The following is a 19,375-nucleotide window of genomic DNA, read 5'->3' as shown; positions in this document are numbered from 1 at the left end:
GAGGAAATACACATGAAAAAATTAAAAGGTTTATTTATGATTGCAGGATTATTGGTATTGGGAGCTTGTGGCAAAGGCAACAATACTTCAGGAGAAGTAGAAAGTGCCGCTGACAAAGAGGAAGTGATTGTTGGTTTAGATGATACTTTTGTACCGATGGGCTTCCGAGATGAAAACGGAGAACTAACTGGTTTTGATATTGATTTAGCAACAGCTTTGTTTGAGCTAACTGATACAAAAGTAAAATTCCAACCAATTGATTGGGTAATGAAAGAAACTGAATTAGACAATGGCACGATTGATATGATCTGGAATGGTTATACCGTGACACCTGAGCGTGAAGAAAAGGTATTATTCACAGAAGGTTATATGAGAACCTATCAAGTATTGGTTACAACAAAAGAAAGTGGAATTACGACAGTTGAACAAATGGCTGATAAAGAATTAGGGGCACAGGAAGGTTCATCTGGTTACAAAACGTTTGAAGAAGAACCAGAGACCCTAAAAGATATTGTCAGTAACAATGATGCAACACTATATGCTAGCTTTAATGAAGCCTTTATTGATTTAGAAAACAAACGTATTGATGGTCTATTGGTCGATCGTGTTTACGCAGAATACTACTTGACTCAAGCAGGAAAAGGTGACAACTTTAATTTAGTAGAGACTGCATTTGAGCAAGAAGAATTTGCGGTAGGTGTGCGCAAAGCAGATGAAAAATTAGCTGAAAAAATCAATGACGGTTTTGCGACCTTAAAAGAAAATGGGACCTTCAAAGAACTTGGTGAAAAATGGTTTGGTGAAGATATTTCGGAATAACTAATCAAAGGATAGAAGGCTTACGATGCTAAGCTTTCTATCCTTTTTGTTGGTCCATAATAAATAAAAGTTATTTTCCTTACACTGTGTTTGAATGCCAAAAAGTTTGAGACTCTTGCAAAGAGGATTAGACCAGTCTTTCACAGTATCTGTTCTTTACGGACAGATGGATTGGAAGTTTTTTATTAGACACTTTTTTTCACTTAGTCGGATGTAAATAGTAAAACTTTTTATAATTTTCCTATTAAAAAACATCTTTGAGAAACATTTTCGTTCTTTTCTGTAAGATGCTATAATGGTAAAGGAAAAGAGGGGAAGTAATGGCACAGAAAAAAAGTCGTTCAAAAAAACGCAAAACAAAAAAACAATTACAGCAACAAGAAAAGTTGACATTAATCGGATTAGGCTTCCTGTTTCTTTTATTCGCAGCTTTTGGCCTATTTCGCCTTGGCTTTTTAGGAAATTTGATAGCCAATACATTTAGACTAGTTGGAGGGAATACCTACCCTGTTTTATGTATTTTACTAGCAATTTATTCTGTCTGGTTGATGATTAAAAATAGTGAAGCCAAAATCTCAAATAAACAACGTGTTATTGGGAGTCTCTTAATTTATAGTGGGATATTAATTATTTTGCATGGGCAATTATTCGGTCGTTTACAAGCAGATGCCAGTGTAATTCAAAGTACTTGGGCGATTTTACGCAGTGATTTAGCAAACAATCAAGTAGTCGCTAATGTTGGTGGTGGGATGATAGGCGCTGTTCTTTATCAAGGTACTTATTTTTTAGTGTCTCGAGTCGGGAGTTATATCATTGCTACATTATTGATTTTAGTTGGTAGCTTTTTAGTCAGTCAAATGGATATCCAACAGTTATTAGATGGTCTTCAAGGAATCAGCCATCGAGTACAAGCGCTATTAGCTGGTAATCCAGAAAAGCAAGCTTTACGTGCCGAAAAGAAAAAAGCCAAACAATTAGCAAAAGAAGAGCAAAAAGCAGCTGAACGAGCAGCAATTCTAGAAGAAATAAAAAAAGCAGAACAAAATCAAGTTCGTCCATTAACTGAGGGAGAACGATTAATGCAAGAGGAAATTCTTGAATTAGAAGTAGAACCTGAGCAGCTAAGTTTCGTACCTATTTCAAGTTTCCAAGAAGAATCCGTTCCAAGAAATGAAAAACCTAAACCTCCGAAAAAAACAACAGAAGTTGCAGAAGAGGAAGTAGAAGATTTAGAGTTCGATATTCCTCAAGAAGTTGAAGATGAAGATTATGAATTGCCACCGTCTTCTTTATTAGGTGCAATTAAAACCACTGATCAAAGTGGGGAGTACAAAAAAATTGAACAAAATATTACGGTCCTAGAAAAAACCTTTGAAAGCTTTGGTGTTGATGCTAAAGTGGTTAAAGCTAGTTTAGGACCAGCCGTCACAAAATTTGAAATTCAACCGGCAATTGGCGTAAAAGTAAGTAAAATTGTGGGTTTAACCGATGATATTGCTTTGGCTTTAGCTGCCAAAGATATTCGAATGGAAGCACCAATTCCAGGTAAATCTTTAATTGGGATTGAAGTCCCCAACGATGCAGTGAGTATGGTTTCTTTCCGAGAAGTGATTGAAGCGACGCCTGCAAATCCAGAGAATTTATTAGAAGTTCCCTTAGGTCGAGATATTTCAGGACGGGTTCAAACAGCCGACTTGACCAAAATGCCTCACTTACTAGTTGCTGGTTCAACTGGTAGTGGGAAATCCGTTGCCATCAATGGAATTATTACAAGTATTTTGATGCAAGCAAAACCTCATGAAGTTAAATTAATGATGGTCGATCCTAAAATGGTGGAGTTGAATGTCTATAATGGAATTCCACATTTATTGACACCTGTAGTAACCAATCCACGAAAAGCGGCACAAGCCTTACAAAAAGTTGTCAAAGAAATGGAAGAACGTTACGAAAAATTTGCGGCGAGCGGTGTGCGAAATATTACAGGTTATAATGAAATGATTCAACAACGTAATCTAGAAACAGGGGAAAAAAATCCAATCCTTCCATTTATTGTGGTCATTGTCGATGAGTTGGCTGATTTGATGATGGTGGCAAGTAACGAAGTGGAAGATGCGATTATTCGTTTAGCACAAATGGCTCGAGCGGCTGGAATTCATATGATTTTAGCTACACAACGACCTAGTGTGGACGTTATTACCGGAATTATTAAAGCGAACGTTCCTTCACGAATGGCTTTTGCGGTTTCTAGTGGAACGGACTCTCGAACAATTATTGATGCCAATGGGGCAGAAAAATTATTAGGACGGGGAGATATGCTCTTCTTACCTATGGGTGAAAATAAACCGATTCGTGTTCAAGGAGCATTCATTTCTGATCAAGACGTAGAGTCGGTCGTTACATTTGTCACCGATCAGCAGGGTGCCAACTATGAAGAGAAAATGATGATTACCGAAGAAGATATTTCTACCAGTGGTGGAGGTACTGAACCACAAGACGAATTATATGATCAAGCAAAAGATTTAGTGATTGAAATGCAAACAGCAAGTGTATCCTTGTTACAACGTCGCTTCCGAGTGGGCTATAATCGAGCGGCGCGGTTAGTTGACGAATTAGAAGCCAATGGAATTGTTGGACCTTCAGAAGGCAGCAAACCGCGGAAAGTTTTAGTTACAGATGAACCTGAAATGATTGCTGAAAATGAAGAAGATTATTTGGTTTAAAGTGATAGGAAATATTCCTAATAATTAATTGACTAAGGGCAATGGTTTTGTTGCAAGAGCATACTTCACTAGCTTTTAAAAATTGATTAGTAATATAAAAATGTTAATAGTTATTCTTTACTAAAAATGAACTGAACCAATTATGGTGAGGTTCATTTTTTATGTATCACTATTAGATATATTTTCTTTACTTCGAGAGATATAAAGGATGGAGTGATATCGATGAATAAAATGCAATCATTAGTGTTTTTAGCAACAAATCAGTTCAAAAAATCAAGCGACAATTCCTAGAGAAATTAGAAAAAAACTCAATTTATAAGCACAAGACAAATTTATTACAGCATTTACGAAGTATCGATCCTAACGTTATAATTTCCAAACCAGTAATTTATCAATTGGAAACATCGGTTATCAAAAAAATCCAACATGCTCTCCAACACTTTTTTTAATGGTTGTGACTATTTTTGTCATAGCCTTTTTATTTTACCCATTGAATATGACAAAATTGTAAGTAGGCTGTTATTTTAATCAATGTCGTGTAAGTCGATTTTTTACTACACTAGGGATATATAGAAGAAAAAGGAGTTTATTTAGGATGTTAGAAGTAAAAAATTTACGCAAAGTATATGGCGAAAGTATGCAGTATATCGCTTTAAAAGGAATTGACTTAACTGTACAAGATGGAGAATTTGTAGGAATTATGGGACCTTCAGGAAGTGGGAAAACGACACTTTTAAATTTATTGGCAACGATTGATCAACCAACAATTGGCAATATTTTATTAAACGGTCAAAATCCTAATGACTTAAATCAAGAAAAGATTGCTCAATTTAGACGCACACAATTAGGCTTTGTTTTTCAATCATTTAATTTATTACCCACTTTAACCGTTGAAGAGAATATTGTTTTGCCTTTAACGTTAGATGGAGAAAAAGTAGCTGTCATGAAGAAAAAAGTGCAAGAAATTGCCCCTCGTTTAGGCATTGATCATTTATTGAATAAACGAATTGCTGAAATTTCAGGTGGTCAAGCGCAACGTGTAGCTGTTGCCAGAGCGATGGTCCATCAACCGGAATTATTATTGGCGGATGAACCGACCGGAAATTTGGATACCAAATCTTCAAAAGATGTGATGGGATTGCTTCGTCAGTTAAATCAAGAAGAGCTAGCAACTATTTTATTGGTAACTCATGATCCATTGGCAGCTAGCTATTGTCAGCGAATTGTTTTTATTAAAGATGGTGAATTAGTGCATGATATTCAACGCAAAGGAGATCAAAAAGCTTTTTACGAAGAAATTTTAGAAGAATTGGCAAGAATTGAAGGTGTCGATAATGAATTTTAATCAATTTGTTGTACGAAATACGATGCGAAATAAGCATTTGTATTTAGCGTATTTTCTTAGTACCTTGTTTTCAGTAATGGTGTTTTTTACATTCAGCGTGTTTGCTTTTCATCCAGTCTTGACTCAAGATTTGAATAGTAAGGTAGAAACTGGGATGTTGGCTGCAGCGATTATTATCTATGGATTTGCCTTTTTCTTTGTCATGTATTCGATGGGTGTTTTTTTACAGTCACGAAAAAAAGAATTTGGTTTGTTAATGATTCAAGGAATGAGTCCTGTGCAGCTTAGAAAAATGGTTTTTATTGAAAATTTGGTGATTGGCTTTTTCGCAACTATTTTTGGTAGTCTCTTAGGAATTGGTTTTTCACAAATTATTTTATGGTTATCTAGACTGACATTAGGAATTAACTTTGCCTTTTATTTTCCAGTTAAAGCCTTAGGATTAACCTTGATTTCTTTTGCCTTGTTGTTTTTATTAATCTCGTTTTTTATCCAATTTAGATTACCTAAACTAAATGTACAAGAGTTATTAAAAGCCAATGAATTAGGAAAAGGATCCATCAAAGTCTCAGTTGTTAAAAGTATTTTAGCGATTCTGCTGATTGGTGGAGGATATGCAGTGGCTTTATTAGTCCCTGCACAAGCAATCATTGTGGCGTTTTTACCAGTAGTCTTTACTGTTATTTTAGGGACCCACTTCTTATTTAACCAATTCAGTCTAGCGATGATTGAAAGGTTGAAAAAAAGAACAAGTATTTTTTGGAAAAAAACCAATATGGTGGTTCTTTCCGATTTAGCTTTCCGTATGAAAGATAACGCCCGTAGTTTCTTTTTAGTTTCAGTGATTTCCACGGTTGCCTTTGCAGCTATTGGAACGTTATATGGGGTACAAGAAATCATCTTAGGTCAAATGGGTTACGTTCCTTATAGCTTTTCTGCCTCAATAATAGAAGGAAATGAAATGGATAATGTCAATCAAACTCTTGAAAAATATCAAATTCAAGCCGATGAAGTGACCTTTACCTACTACTATGGTGAACAAGTCCAGTTTATTACTGAGAGTGAATTTAATAAAATGGCTCAAACAGTAGGCGAAAAAACGGTTGATGTAAAAGAGATGGCTATTCAGTTAAAAACCCCACAAGTTTTTGACAATAGTGTCTTGCAAGAAAGTGTTGAAATTAGTGGACAGACGTATCAAGTGGATAAAATGATTGAAACAGAAAGCTTAGCAACCTATATGCCAACTTTTATTATCCCAGATAGTGATAATTTAGAGGGTGAACCAGTAACAACTACCTACTGGATGGTTCGAAAAGGTTCACAACAAGCTCAAATTGATGCCGGTGCGGAGCTGATGGATCAAGGCGATTACTACGTTCAATCAACGGAATACATGAAAGATACCTTGATTAAAGGATATGCGCCAGTTCTATTTGTGGGTATTTTTATTGGTATTGTTTTCTTTGTGTCAGCGGGCAGTTTCTTATATTTCCGTTTGTATAGTGACATGGAAAACGATATTGAGAAATTCAAAATGATTTATAAATTAGGTTTGTCGAAAAAGGAATTAAAGAAAACAATCTATCAACAAGTCGGTATTTTATTCTTTACACCTATTGTTGTATCCGTCATTCATGGCGCAGTGGCACTGACGACCATGTATCATATGTTTTATTTGGGTATGCAATTAGCTGGTTGGCAAGTACTAGGAGTATTTGTTTCGATACAATGTATCTATTACTTTGTTGCTAGAATTTTTTACTTCCGCAAAGTCTATCAAGGAATCGCTGCTTAATAAATCATGTAATTTAAGTAAAATAACCTTAAATATTTAGGGAATTACTGAGATCTCTTTGATTGATTTCAGTAGTTTTCTTTTTGAGCGTTCAGAAGTCTTAGTCAAGATAGAAAAAATCTATCACTGGTTACGTTGACAATTTACCTTTTGCCTTGTATTCTTGAAAAAAGCTTTGAAGGGTGGGGTGAAGATGAAACGAACAATTGTAGGGATTGCCGCAAATGAAGTGGCCGATGCTGGAGAAAAGTTGCATGGCTTATCGATTACTTATACGCCCACAGGTTATGTTCAAGGTGTGCAAAAAGCAGGAGGCATGCCACTTGTTTTACCAATTGATACCCCTCAAATGGCAAAAGAATACATTGAACAAATTGATAAATTGATTTTAGCGGGAGGACAGGACGTTTCTCCACATTATTATAAACAAACAAGAAAAGTCGCAGGAGATTATTTAGAAAAACGAGATGACTTTGAATTGGCTTTGTTAGAAGAAGCATTAAAGCAAGGGAAACCAGTATTTGCTGTGTGTCGCGGCATGCAATTAATGAATGTTTTCTTTGGTGGAAGTTTAAAACAAGAACTGCATAGTTTTACTGAGATTATGCATATGCAAAATCCAATTCCTAAAGAATACCCTTCCCATGAACTATTGACGAATGAAAATAGTGTTTTACACTCTATTTATGGGACACGAAATCAAGTAAATTCTTTTCATAATCAAGGGATTGATGTTTTAGCTAGTTCTTTTAAAGAGACCGCTTTTTGTACGGATGGCTTGATCGAAGGTATTGAGAATGCTGATAATCGATTATTAGGTGTTCAATGGCATCCAGACTTTTCATTTCAAACACAACCACATGAAATGGAAATTTTTACTCACGTTGTACAGACGTTATAAAACTGAATAATAATATAGCAAGAGAAAACATTGATTTTTTTAATTTTAATCTATGTTTTCTCTTGATTTTTTAATAATTATTTATTATTATGATACAAGAATAAGCTGATTATTCAGAAAATTTAATAATAAAAAATGGAGGATACGGAAATAAGGGAATAAGGGGTGGAGAAATGAAGGTTTTGAAAGGTTACAAATTTCGAATCTACCCAGATGACACGCAAAAGCAATTTTTTATTGAAACATTTGGTTGCGTGCGATTCACCTATAATCATTTATTAATGAGTAGGCAACAGTCCGCCAATCAAGTGAATGACATTCGATTGACACCCGCTGCTCTAAAGAAGGAATATCCTTTTTTAAAAAAGACGGACAGTTTGGCACTAGCAAATGCTCAGAGGAATTTAGATCGGGCATTTAAAAATTATTTCAATGGCCGGGCTGGTTACCCGAAGTTGAAAACGAAAAAAAATGCATGGCAATCTTACACAACGAATAATCAGAAGCATACGATTTATTTGCAAGGTGACCAGTTAAAAGTTCCCAAGTTAAAAGAATTAATTCCCGTTCACTTGCATCGTGAAGTAAAGGGAGAAATTAAATCTGCAACAATCACAGCTTATCAAAATAAAGAATTTTATGTTTCGATTCTTTGTTTAGAAGAGATTCCGGCATTGCCGAAAACAAACAAGACAATTGGAATTGCTTATTGTCCAAATAATTTGATTCAGGTATCTGGGGCAACTGCTTTGCCTGTAATCAATCAAAAGAGTTTGGACGAACGTTTGCAACGTGAACAAAAAAAGCTACAGGTTCGGGCAAAAGTTGCAAAAAAACGTAAAATTTTATTGGTTAATGCGAAAAACTATCAAAAGCAAAAACAACGAGTATTAAAATTACGTACAGCAAAAATTAGTCAAAAACGGAATTTTATTGATCAGTTAACCATTAGTCTGGTTCGACATTTCGATCATCTATTTATTGAAGCTAAACCCAAGTTTAGTGACAAACAAGAAGAATATTCCGAGGCTGATTGGCAACAATTTTTACAACGTATTCAATATAAAGGCCAGTGGTACGGCAAAGAAATTCACTATATTGAAACAAAAGGGTTAAAAAATGAAAAATGTTTAGAAATAGAACGTTTAGGGCTTGAAAAATTAGCCTAAAGATATGAACTGAAAGGGACTTCAGGGATCGCCTAGGGTATAAAAAAAATCATTGAATTTTTGTTTCTAGGAACACTGTCCACTAATTATGAAAAACCGAAAGAGAGACGACACCGTGGTGGTGTGGTCTCTCTTTTTGATTATTTAAGGATAGGAAGTGCAGTTAGCTAAGTTTTCTATTCTTTTTTTGCCTAAATTCTTGGTAAAATAATTTTTTAATAAGCAAGGAGTATGTGTACAGGATTCCTCTGATTGTGAAGGCATTTTTAGTATTGCAAGGAACTCCAAAAAGAGTAATGACCATTTGTCTGTGAAAAAAATGATTTTTTTAAAATTATAAATGAACGTTTTTTTCCACGCTGTTTGTTATAAGAAAACCAGACGTAGATAGAAGTGTCATCGAATTATTCACCGACATTTGATTGTAGGTTATCAGCTTAGAATAATGCAAAAAAACTCTGAAAGAAAATTAAGAAAATAACAAATTTAAAAAGAGAGAAAAGTACGACGATAACTAGTGAGACAGTCTTGTTTTCTAAAAAAATCACAAAATACTCATGTTGCACAATTGGTTAGATAAAAGTGAGTCTGGAATTAGATTGTGGTGTAAGCGGTTGTAATATATGATAAGGATGTAAAAAATAACAGAAGAAAGCATGCTGGTTTTAAGTGTTGTTTTTTGTACAGGTAAAAATTATATAGTTGGAGGGAACCCAAATGAGAAAATTGAAAGTATTAGTTGCATGTGGCGCAGGAATTGCTACATCTACCGTGGTAATGAAAAAAGTAGAAGATTTGTTCGCAAGAAACAAGATTCCAGTGGATATTGAACAAATTAAAATCTCAGAAGCATCAGGAAAACAAGCAGGTGCAGATATGTTGATTTCAACAACAATGTTGCCAAAACAATATGACATTCCTGCAATTCAAGCAATGGCATTTTTAACAGGAATCGGTACAGACAAGATTGAAGCAAAAATCATTGAAGAAGCAGGGAAGGTATTGAACTAAGCAAGGAATAAAGGAGTTTATTCACATATTATTTTAGAGAATGGAGAGGTATTATAAATGGATGCATTGATGAATGTTGTACAAAGTATCTTAGCTATGGGCCCGAGTGTTATGTTGCCTATCATCATTTTTATCGTAGGATTAGTTTTTCGAGTAAAACCAACGAAAGCAATCACTTCAGGGATCACAGTTGGTATTGGTATGATTGGGATCAACTTAGTAATTAACTTATTGACAACCAGTGTCGGTCCAGCAGCACAAGCGATGGTTGAGCGTTTTGGTTTGAACTTGACGATTATTGATGCTGGATGGCCAGCAGTTGCTGGGGCAACTTGGGCACAACCAATTGCGGGATTGATGATTCCGATTGTATTGGTGGTTAACTTGATTATGTTAGCTTTCAATTGGACAAAAACATTGAATATCGATATTTGGAACTACTGGCATATTGCTTCAGTGTCAGCGACAGTTTATATTTTGACAAACAACATCTTTTTCGGTGTAATTGCCGGAATCATCTTTACAGTTTTCGTACAAATCATGGCGGATTTAACTGCGCCGGCTGTGCAAGAATATTATGGTCTTGAAGGAGTTTCCCTATCTACGGGTTCAACTGCGGGTTATGCGGTATTGGGGATTCCAATTGGATGGGTGATTAGCCGTATTCCTGGTATCAGCAAGTTAGACGTAAATCCAGAAACAATCCAAAAACGTTTTGGTATCTTCGGTGAACCAATGATTATGGGGATTATCATCGGTGGGGCACTGGCAGCACTTGGTGGCTATGACATCTCTGGTATTTTACAAATGGGGATGACAATGGGTGGAGTTATGTTCTTAATGCCTCGTATGGTTAAAGTTTTGATGGAAGGTTTGATTCCAATTCAAGAGGGTGCACAAAAACTATTGCAAGATCGTTACGGCGATCGTGAAATTTTCTTGGGGATGGATGCGGCATTAGCAACTGGTTCTCCAGCAGCATTATCAACAGGTTTACTAATGGTTCCAATCACTTTGTTCTTGGCTGTTATTCTACCGGGTAATCGGGTATTACCTTTTGGTGACTTAGCAACGATTCCTTTCTTTGTAGGAATGATTGTACCTAGTCGTAAAGGTAATATTTTACATTCAGTGCTTACATGTACTGTCGTGATGGTATTCGCACTTTGGATGGCAACAGATTTTGCACCAGTTCTTACAGAAATGGCACGAGGAGTTGTGGCATTCCCAGAAGGGGCAGCTCAAATTACAAACTTTGATACAGGTGGGAATTTCTTGAAATGGATCTTCCTGAAAATCGGACAATTAATCGGTGGCGGAATCTAATTAGTAACTTCTATTAATAATACGTATTAGAACAGAGAGGCTGAAAGCAATGAGTACAGAAAAAATGCTAGGAGTAACAAAAACTGCTCCTGGATACGATCAAATGGAATTGCTGGAGGTGGATATTCCAGTACCAGCAGCAGACGAACTTTTGGTAAAGGTGGCCTACACAGGAATCTGCGGGTCGGATATCCATACCTTTAAAGGTGAGTACAAAAACCCAACGACACCAGTTGTTTTAGGGCACGAATTTTCGGGACAAGTTGTTCAAGTTGGTGCAGATGTAACTAAATTTTGTGAGAAGGATCGTGTCACGAGTCAAACAACATTTTATGTGTGTAATGAATGCGAATATTGTTTGAAAGAAGAGTATAATTTGTGTTCTAATAGAAAAGGTATAGGAACTCAGCAAAATGGTTCGATGGCAAATTATGTGTTAGTCAAAGAAAAGTATGCACACAAATTACCAGATCGACTAAGTTATGAAGGGGCAGCAATGACTGAACCAGTGGCTTGTTGTGTCCATGCAATGTATCAAAAGAGCCGTTTAGAATTGAAAGATACAATTTTAGTAATTGGTCCAGGTCCAATTGGCTTGTATTTGGTACAGATTGCTAAAGAAATCGGTGCAAAAGTGATTGTTACTGGAATCACCAAAGATGAGCATCGATTGAATTTGGCAAAAAAAATGGGCGCAGATATCATTGTGAATACACAAAAACAAGACTTGGCAGAAATTGTCCTTGAAGAGACAAATGGTCTGGGTGTAGACAAGGTTTACGATGCTTCCGGTGCTATTATGGCGGTGAATGCAGCATCGCCGTTGATGAAAAAGGGTGGGGATTTTGTACAAGTAGGCCTATTCAAAGACAAAATGAATGAACTCGATTTAGAATCGATTATTCAAAGAGAGATTAATTATGTTGGCAGTCGCTCTCAAAATCCGTATGATTGGCCAATCGCTTTGCATTTGCTTGCTAAAGGAGCAATTAATATCAACGAAATGATTACCAAAACATTTTCGTTAGTCGATTGGCGTACCGCATTTGAAAGTGTAATGTCTGGTGATGAAATAAAAGTAATGATTCAGTCCAACGAATGGTAGTTCAGCAAAGATGAGACTGTGACACAAGTTAAAATTAAAACAAAGATATCCGAACAAAGTAGAAATAGGTCACGTCAAACCTATGTGGAAATGACGAGAGCCAACAGGACCGTATGAGCAAGCTTCTATTGTTCGGATATTTTAATTATGAGTTATTGAGGGTACAGTCTTTCTTAGTTAATCAGCGATAGGTTTTCAGAGGGGAGTAAAATGGAATTAGATGTACGAACAAACCAGCTATTTATGGAAATATTGGGTAATCCAAACGAGACGAGTAGTTCGATTGGCAAAAGGTTAGATCTGACGCGTTCTCAGCTGAATTATTCGCTGAAAAAATTGAATGATTATTTAGAAGTTATGCAGTTGGAGACGATTTATCGAACTCAAAATGGACATTTTGTGGTTTCAAGGGAAGTGAATGAACAAGTAAACAATCTTCAAAAAAACAAGCAGATCGATGTGTATCTGTCGCGAGAAGAACGATTACAGTTAATCATTCTGATGCTATTGTCCAAGACGGATTTTCTGTCTATGAATCACTTTATTGTGGAATTGAATGTTAGTAAAAATACGGTGGCGAGAGATTTAAAGGACTTGACCGATCTGTTGTCGAACCATCAACTTAAATTTGAATATTTACGTTCAAAAGGATATCGGATCAAAGGTGACGAGTGGAATCGCAGACAATTGTTGTTTGAGACGGTCAATGAAATTTGTCAATTTGACAGTAACGAGCTCCTTTTAAAGCGTTTTGCAGATATAGATACTCCTGAATTACAGGAATTCCAACAAAAAGTTGAGCAGGTAGAAACAAAGCTAAATATCCGTTATTCGGACGATAAAATCAAGCATTTACCGGTCTTTACGTTGCTTCTTCATCGTCGGATTAATAGAAAAAAACGTATTAGTTATGATTTTGATTTAGATTATGCGGAATTGCAGGAAACGAAGGAATACAATGTCATCAATGAAATTTTCTTTGCAGATGAGGTTGAGTATTCAGATTTTAATGAACTGATTTACTTCACTTTGTTGTTCTTGTCGATGAATCTTACACAAATGGATATCTTATCAGACGGGGAACTTTCTCAGTTAGAAGGCTCGGTTGAACGTGTGATCAATAACTTCGAAAAAATTGCCCACATTACAATTGTAGACAAAGAAAGACTACGCAATCGTATTATGATTCATATGCGTCCAGCATATTATCGCATCAAGTATCGGATGCATTTGAATGAAGTCGATATAGAAAGACTAAAAAACATGGGCGTGTCTTCTGTCTTCTATTTGGTGAAACAGTCATTGAAACCATTAGAAAATTTCTTTGAAAAAGAGATTCCAGAAACGGAGATTTTCTATCTGGCACTGTTCTTTGGGGGACATTTGTTAGAGCATGACAGCGTGCTTCCCCATGAAGAAAGAAAAAAAGCAATTATCGTTTGTACAAATGGGATTTCGGTCTCACTGCTTTTGGAAAGAAGTCTGACAGGAATTTTCCCTGAGATAGATTTTGTTAGAACACTTTCTTCCAGAGAGTTTTATGAAAGCGATATCGAAGCAGACATTGTTTTCTCATCTGTCCGTTTGGAAACAGACAAACGCTTTTATTTAGTTAAAGATTTTTTGACGGATGATGGGAAATTGCAACTCCGCAAAAAAGTAATGAACGATACGCTAGTCGGCATGGATGACTTTGGTCTCGCAGAAAAAATTGTCGCTCAGGTGAAGAAAAATGTAGATGTTCCTGATGAAGAAGCTTTGTTTTTAGATGTAGTGAATTTATTGAGAGATAATGCATCGATTACAGAAGCAGTCAATGATCAAGCTATTCACTTTGATCAATTGCTCGATTCTAATCGTGTCATTATTGAGGAAAATACGGTCACTTGGCATGAAGCTTTGGAGATTTTAAGTCAACCGTTGATTACTGAAAAAATTATCACACCTCAGTATTTGACAGCCTTGAAACAAGAAATGCTAGAAATTCCACCATATATTGTCTTTAGACATCAGTTGGCGTTGCCACATACTGAGCCTGAAAAAGGTGCACTTGGCGTGGCATTGAGTTTTGGCATTTTTAAAGAAGGGATTGTCACGGAAACGGGCGAGCGAGTACATCTGATTGTGTTGCTAGCTTCAAATAACAAAGAAAAACACATCGATGCACTACTTGAGCTAATGGATTTGGCTGGCAGGGAAGATTATATTGCAAAGCTATTAAATATTTCTGATCCAGTCAAAGCGTATAAAAAACTTCGCTCATATCGAATGAAATATTGGGGGGATTGAATATGACAAAAAAAGTAACGGATTATTTAAAAGGTGCACCTATTTTAATTGGAGATTGCTTTGAAGACAAAGAAGCACTTTTCTCCACTGTAAATCAATTATTAGTGGAAAAAGATTGGGTAACAGATACATTTTTGCAAAAAATCTTAGAACGTGAACAAGTATTTCCAACTGGAATTGATCAAGGAACTTATGGCATTGCGATTCCTCATACCGATCCAGAATGTGTGAAAGAGGAATTCATTGCATTTATTATGCCTGATAGTCCGATTGATTTTCAACGCATGGATGATGCTAGTTTGGTTATCTCAGCGAACTTTATTTTCATTTTAGGTTTGAATCAACCTCATCAACAGTTAGCGATGCTCCAAAATTTGATGGGTTTGATGCAACATACCGAGTTGCTGAATGAACTTTCTGGAAAAACAACAGAAGATGAAATTTTGGCATTGCTGAAGAGTAATAATTTTTAAGGATAGAAATTGGTTGAATCGTTTGTGTAACAGACCTTTTCTCGCGGACAATACTGCTAGTAAATACTGAGTGTAAGGAATAAACAAAGGGGGATACAAATGAAGATTGCAATTGGAAATGATCATGGTGGATACGAATTAAAAAGTGCGATTGTCGAACATTTACAGGCAAAGGGAGTCGAAGTTGTAGATATTGGAACTGACGGAGCGACGCTGGGTGATTATCCTGACTATGCCAAGCAAGTCTCTCAAAAAGTAGTTGAAAAAGAAGTTGATTACGGCATTTTAATTTGTGGCACAGGAATTGGTATGAGTATTGCAGCGAATAAAGTTGAAGGAATCCGAGCCGCATTAGTCGGTGATGTCTTTTCTGCAAAAGCAACAAAAGAGCATAACAATACTAATGTTTTGTGTTTGGGTCAAAGAGTACTCGGTGAAGGTCTTGCATTGATGATTGTTGATACATGGATATCAACAGAGTATTCTACTGAAGAACGTCATGAAAGACGCCTGAAAAAACTAGTAACAATTGAAAAAGGCGATTAATCCAAAACAAAACGGACAACACTCTTGCAAGAGAAGATAGCTCGAAACCTCGTTACAATAAAAGTAAAAAAATCCTAGGAGTGGTGATATGCTCCTAGGATTTTCTTATAGTAAAATGAATTAAATTTCTTCATGTAGAACATCTTCTTTTAAGCGATAAATTTTTGAGGGACGACCAATCCCTACTGGACGCTCACCAATTTCTTCAAAATAAGCTAGCATCGATTTTTTGAAATTTGAATGGTCAATCGACCGAAAGTCAACCCCTAGAAATTTCGCAAAAACTTTTCTAGCTTCTGAAATAGTGAAATTCTCTCCTAAAACTTGTAATACTTGAGGTTCGTGTTCCATTTTATTTACCACACGTTTAAAGGCTTTTAAAATGATATCGCTATGATCAAAAGCTAAAGTATTTTTTCCTAGTGACTCACCTGTTCTTAAGTCCAGAACAATTTCAACATCACCATTGATTAAATATAATTGATGATTTTTTCTTTCCAGCGAAAACCAACGAACTTCTTTCGCATCATCTCCGGCAGATAGCGGTTCTTCACCAATAAAAGCCAAATAGCTAACTGTCATTACCCAACCTCGAGGGTCTCGATCCGGAGTGCTAAAGGTATGAAGTTGTTCGATGTTGTATCCCGAAATGGTAACACCTGTTTCCTCTTTGGTTTCTCGTAAAACACTGTCTCCTGTCGATTCATTTGGATTTACAAAACCACCGGGTAAAGCCCAAGAATGACGATAAGGGTGACTTTTTCGCTGAATTAAAAGAATTTTTAATTGATCCTGTTCTTTATCATAACAAAGAAGAACCATATCAACTGTAACTGAGGGTTTTTCGTATTGAGGTTGTTCTTGTTTTTGATACCAGCCTAAAAATTCTTCTTCACTTGCTTGTTGTTCAAAATAATTTTTCTCTGCTTTTTTTGAAGCAAAAGCCATGAATCTGACCCCCTTACACATTAATTTATTTATTTGCCTATTGTAACATGCTTTGAATGGAAGAAAAAGACTGGAAAAGTTGCTGAGGCACGCCCAAGCCATGTCTTTTTTTAAAAATTAGCAGAATGAAACACAAACGTCATCTTTTGTTCGAAAAATGAGCAAAATGAAACACAAGTCTCGTCTTTGTTCGAAAAACAAGCAAATTGAAACACAACCTCTGTCTTTTGTTCGAAAAATGAGCAAAATGAAACACAAGTCTCGTCTTCTGTTCGAAAAATGAGCAAATTGAAACACAAGTCTCGTCTTTTGTTCGAAAAATAAGCAGAATGGAACACAACCTCCGTCTTTTGTTCGAAAAAATAGAAAAATGAAATACAAGTCTCGTCTTCTGTTCAAATAAACGAGATAATTGTACAGAAGTTTGTTTTTTTACAATTAATGGGAATTAACAGTTTTACAAGAAAACTCTTCAGTGCTAGACAAAGGTTTGTTCGGGAAGTTCTCAGTTCTATTTGGCTTTGGCTAGGTATGGTAACGAGAATTATTTCAATGAGTAAAACTTGCTTTTCTTAAGAATCGGACTTAATCTATAAAGAAAAAAACGAGAAAACTCGTTTAAAAATGAATTATCTCAACTTTAAATATGGTATACTATCAAAGAATAATCTCGTTTTAACGAAAAGGAGGAGACCCATGGCTGAGAAAGAAACTTTTTATATTACTACGCCAATCTATTATCCAAGTGGCAAATTGCATATCGGGAATTCTTATACAACGATTGCTTGTGATGCAGTTGCCCGTTATAAAAGATTAATGGGATTTGATGTGTTTTATTTAACTGGATTAGATGAACATGGTCAAAAAATTGAAAAAAAAGCAGAAGAATTAGATGTCGCTCCACAGGAATATGTGGACCATATGGCTGCCGACGTAAAAAAATTATGGAAGACTCTAGATATCAGCTACGATAAATTTATTCGTACAACAGATGACTATCATAAAGCTAGCGTGCAAAAGATTTTCCAACAATTATTGGATCAAGATGATATCTATTTAGGTGAATATGAAGGCTGGTATTCAGTTTCCGATGAGGAATTTTTCACAGAAACGCAACTAGCTGAGGTTTACCGTGATGATGAAGGAAATGTGATTGGTGGGAAAGCCCCAAGTGGTCACGAAGTAGAATTAGTTAAAGAAGAATCTTATTTCTTCCGCATGAGCAAATATGCGGACCGCTTAGTTGAATACTACAATAATAATCCAGAATTTATTCAACCAGAAGCACGTAAGAACGAAATGTTGAAAAACTTTATCGAACCAGGTTTGGAAGATTTAGCCGTTTCTCGTACGACCTTCTCATGGGGGATTCCAGTAACAGCTGATCCAAAACATGTGGTTTATGTATGGATTGACGCATTGTCTAACTATATTACTGCATTAGGATATGGCTCAGAGGATGATAGTTTATTTCAAAAATATTGGCCAGCAGATGTTCATATGGTCGGAAAAGAAATTGTCCGCTTCCATACGATTTATTGGCCAGTGATGTTAATGGCATTAGACTTACCACTACCGAAGAAAGTCTTTTCTCATGGTTGGTTATTAATGAAAGACGGAAAAATGTCTAAGTCTAAAGGAAATGTTGTTTATCCAGAAATGTTGATTGAACGTTATGGTTTGGATGCATTACGCTACTATCTATTACGTGCAATGCCATTTGGAAATGATGGAACATTTACACCAGAAGATTTTGTCTCTCGTGTAAATTATGATTTAGCCAATGATTTAGGAAACTTATTGAATCGTACCGTTGCGATGATTAATAAATATTGTGAAGGTATTGTGCCTAAATATGCCTCTAAAGTCACTCCTTTTGATAGTGAACTTTCTACCACAGCAGCAAATGTGGTTGGGCGTTATCATGAAGCGATGGAAAAAATGGAATTCAGCAATGCTTTGTCTGAAGTTTGGGTTCTAGTTTCTCGTGCCAATAAATACATTGACGAAACTGAACCTTGGGTATTAGCTCGTGATGAAGAACGTAAAGCAGAACTAGATAGTGTGATGGTGCATTTAGCAGAAACGTTAAGAATCGTAGCTATTCTTTTACAACCAGTCATGACTGAAACGCCAAAACAAATTTTCAGCCAATTAGGTTTAGACCCAGAAACTATGGACTTAAAAGACTTACGTTTTGGTGAATTTCCAAGTGACACCAAAGTTGTTGCAAAAGGAACACCAATCTTCCCTCGTTTAGAAATCGAAACAGAAGTTACTTATATTCAAAAGAAAATGTCTGAGAAAACTCAAACAGCTGATGAAGGGGTAAAATGGAACCCAGAAGAAACTGAACTAGTTTCCGATAAAGCTGAAGTTAAATATGAAGATTTTGACAAAATTGAATTAAAAGTAGCTGAAGTCATTGATTGCCAAAAAGTAAAAGGTGCAGACAAATTATTGCAATTCCGTCTAGCAGCTGGTGATAATCAAGATCGACAAATTCTTTCTGGAATTGCTGAATTTTATTCTGATCCAAGTGCCTTGATTGGGATGAAAGTCGTGATTGTTGCAAACTTAAAACCACGTAAAATGCGTGGCTTAGTGAGCCAAGGAATGATTTTATCTGCAGAAGATGCTTCAGGTAAACTACAAATTGTTGAAGCACCAAAAGGCATGCCAAATGGTGCGATTATAGCTTAATTAAAAATGAGTCTAGTTCATAGAAACTAGACTCATTTTTAATATCGCTAGTCCTACTTTACCAGTCTCACTTACAAGGAACTCTAAGCTAGTGAGATGGTATGCGCAGAGAGAATAAAATTCAAATTTTTGTCTTTTGAAAATTTGATTATTCTAAAACGAAGTAACACTACGACCTCCAAGCTAGTAGGGTGGTATGCGTAGAGAGAATAGAAGTTAAAA

At 36.0% G+C, this 19,375-nt stretch carries 14 protein-coding genes; 13 read left to right on the top strand and 1 reads right to left on the bottom strand.

All coding sequences use genetic code 11. The annotated features are described in order from the left end of the window. The first annotated feature begins 12 nt into the window (after positions 1-12). The 12 genes from AC4BBX_RS06515 (at position 13) to rpiB (ending at position 15,502) form a co-directional block, all read left to right on the top strand. The gene (locus AC4BBX_RS06515; protein WP_490455628.1) at positions 13-819 is read left to right on the top strand and encodes an amino acid ABC transporter substrate-binding protein; all 807 of its coding nucleotides are present in this window, start codon (positions 13-15) and stop codon (positions 817-819) included. Between the two features lie 320 nt (positions 820-1,139). After that, a complete protein-coding gene (locus AC4BBX_RS06510) occupies positions 1,140-3,539 on the top strand; it encodes a DNA translocase FtsK (RefSeq protein WP_490455627.1) in 2,400 nt (799 codons plus the stop codon). Positions 3,540-4,134: 595 nt separating this feature from the next. Beyond that, positions 4,135-4,884: an ABC transporter ATP-binding protein gene (locus AC4BBX_RS06505; protein ID WP_490455626.1), complete on the top strand. Its 750-nt coding sequence runs from the start codon at positions 4,135-4,137 to the stop codon at positions 4,882-4,884. Next, positions 4,874-6,682, top strand: a complete 1,809-nt coding sequence (locus tag AC4BBX_RS06500; protein WP_490455625.1) for an FtsX-like permease family protein — start codon at positions 4,874-4,876, stop codon at positions 6,680-6,682. Before AC4BBX_RS06505 ends, AC4BBX_RS06500 begins: the two co-directional genes overlap by 11 nt. Positions 6,683-6,875: 193 nt before the next feature. After that, a complete protein-coding gene (locus AC4BBX_RS06495; RefSeq protein ID WP_490455624.1) occupies positions 6,876-7,583 on the top strand; it encodes a gamma-glutamyl-gamma-aminobutyrate hydrolase family protein in 708 nt (235 codons plus the stop codon). A gap of 173 nt (positions 7,584-7,756) precedes the next feature. Then, positions 7,757-8,752 carry an RNA-guided endonuclease TnpB family protein gene (locus tag AC4BBX_RS06490; RefSeq protein WP_490455623.1) on the top strand — a complete coding sequence of 332 codons (996 nt, stop codon included), beginning with the start codon at positions 7,757-7,759 and terminating at the stop codon, positions 8,750-8,752. Between the two features lie 717 nt (positions 8,753-9,469). Continuing rightward, complete coding sequence (locus tag AC4BBX_RS06485) at positions 9,470-9,763, top strand: PTS sugar transporter subunit IIB (RefSeq protein ID WP_490455622.1); 294 nt, start codon at positions 9,470-9,472, stop codon at positions 9,761-9,763. A 57-nt stretch (positions 9,764-9,820) separates the two neighbouring features. Beyond that, positions 9,821-11,089, top strand: a complete 1,269-nt coding sequence (locus tag AC4BBX_RS06480) for a PTS galactitol transporter subunit IIC (protein ID WP_490455621.1) — start codon at positions 9,821-9,823, stop codon at positions 11,087-11,089. A gap of 49 nt (positions 11,090-11,138) precedes the next feature. Further along, positions 11,139-12,194 (top strand): zinc-binding dehydrogenase, encoded by a 1,056-nt coding sequence (locus AC4BBX_RS06475; protein WP_490455620.1) that lies wholly within the window; start codon positions 11,139-11,141, stop codon positions 12,192-12,194. 210 nt (positions 12,195-12,404) lie between these two features. Continuing rightward, entirely contained in the window at positions 12,405-14,483 is a 2,079-nt protein-coding gene (locus tag AC4BBX_RS06470; protein WP_490455619.1) for a BglG family transcription antiterminator, read from the top strand. A gap of 2 nt (positions 14,484-14,485) precedes the next feature. Continuing rightward, complete coding sequence (locus tag AC4BBX_RS06465; protein ID WP_490455618.1) at positions 14,486-14,956, top strand: PTS sugar transporter subunit IIA; 471 nt, start codon at positions 14,486-14,488, stop codon at positions 14,954-14,956. A gap of 99 nt (positions 14,957-15,055) precedes the next feature. Then, positions 15,056-15,502, top strand: coding sequence for a ribose 5-phosphate isomerase B (gene rpiB / locus AC4BBX_RS06460; protein ID WP_490455617.1), 447 nt, complete (start codon positions 15,056-15,058; stop codon positions 15,500-15,502). A gap of 120 nt (positions 15,503-15,622) precedes the next feature. On the opposite strand, the gene AC4BBX_RS06455 is transcribed toward rpiB, so the two are convergent. After that, positions 15,623-16,450 carry an NUDIX domain-containing protein gene (locus tag AC4BBX_RS06455; RefSeq protein ID WP_490455616.1) on the bottom strand — a complete coding sequence of 276 codons (828 nt, stop codon included), beginning with the start codon at positions 16,448-16,450 and terminating at the stop codon, positions 15,623-15,625. A 696-nt stretch (positions 16,451-17,146) separates the two neighbouring features. On the opposite strand from AC4BBX_RS06455, the gene metG reads away from it, so the two are divergent. Continuing rightward, positions 17,147-19,153: a methionine--tRNA ligase gene (gene metG / locus AC4BBX_RS06450; RefSeq protein WP_490455615.1), complete on the top strand. Its 2,007-nt coding sequence runs from the start codon at positions 17,147-17,149 to the stop codon at positions 19,151-19,153. Positions 19,154-19,375: the final 222 nt, after the last annotated feature.

It is taken from the genome of Enterococcus sp. AMC1157 (genome assembly GCF_058216555.1).
This window is presented reverse-complemented; position numbering and strand designations above follow the sequence as displayed.

Excerpts from the sequence above, each read along its gene's own strand:
- AC4BBX_RS06500 (WP_490455625.1), top strand. The coding sequence starts at position 4,874 with ATGAATTTTAATCAATTTGTTGTACGAAATACGATGCGAAATAAGCAT.
- AC4BBX_RS06510 (WP_490455627.1), top strand. The coding sequence starts at position 1,140 with ATGGCACAGAAAAAAAGTCGTTCAAAAAAACGCAAAACAAAAAAACAA.
- AC4BBX_RS06480 (WP_490455621.1), top strand. The coding sequence starts at position 9,821 with ATGGATGCATTGATGAATGTTGTACAAAGTATCTTAGCTATGGGCCCG.
- rpiB (WP_490455617.1), top strand. The coding sequence starts at position 15,056 with ATGAAGATTGCAATTGGAAATGATCATGGTGGATACGAATTAAAAAGT.
- metG (WP_490455615.1), top strand. The coding sequence starts at position 17,147 with ATGGCTGAGAAAGAAACTTTTTATATTACTACGCCAATCTATTATCCA.
- AC4BBX_RS06465 (WP_490455618.1), top strand. The coding sequence starts at position 14,486 with ATGACAAAAAAAGTAACGGATTATTTAAAAGGTGCACCTATTTTAATT.
- AC4BBX_RS06485 (WP_490455622.1), top strand. The coding sequence starts at position 9,470 with ATGAGAAAATTGAAAGTATTAGTTGCATGTGGCGCAGGAATTGCTACA.
- AC4BBX_RS06505 (WP_490455626.1), top strand. The coding sequence starts at position 4,135 with ATGTTAGAAGTAAAAAATTTACGCAAAGTATATGGCGAAAGTATGCAG.
- AC4BBX_RS06455 (WP_490455616.1), bottom strand. The coding sequence starts at position 16,450 with ATGGCTTTTGCTTCAAAAAAAGCAGAGAAAAATTATTTTGAACAACAA.
- AC4BBX_RS06490 (WP_490455623.1), top strand. The coding sequence starts at position 7,757 with ATGAAGGTTTTGAAAGGTTACAAATTTCGAATCTACCCAGATGACACG.
- AC4BBX_RS06470 (WP_490455619.1), top strand. The coding sequence starts at position 12,405 with ATGGAATTAGATGTACGAACAAACCAGCTATTTATGGAAATATTGGGT.
- AC4BBX_RS06475 (WP_490455620.1), top strand. The coding sequence starts at position 11,139 with ATGAGTACAGAAAAAATGCTAGGAGTAACAAAAACTGCTCCTGGATAC.
- AC4BBX_RS06515 (WP_490455628.1), top strand. The coding sequence starts at position 13 with ATGAAAAAATTAAAAGGTTTATTTATGATTGCAGGATTATTGGTATTG.
- AC4BBX_RS06495 (WP_490455624.1), top strand. The coding sequence starts at position 6,876 with ATGAAACGAACAATTGTAGGGATTGCCGCAAATGAAGTGGCCGATGCT.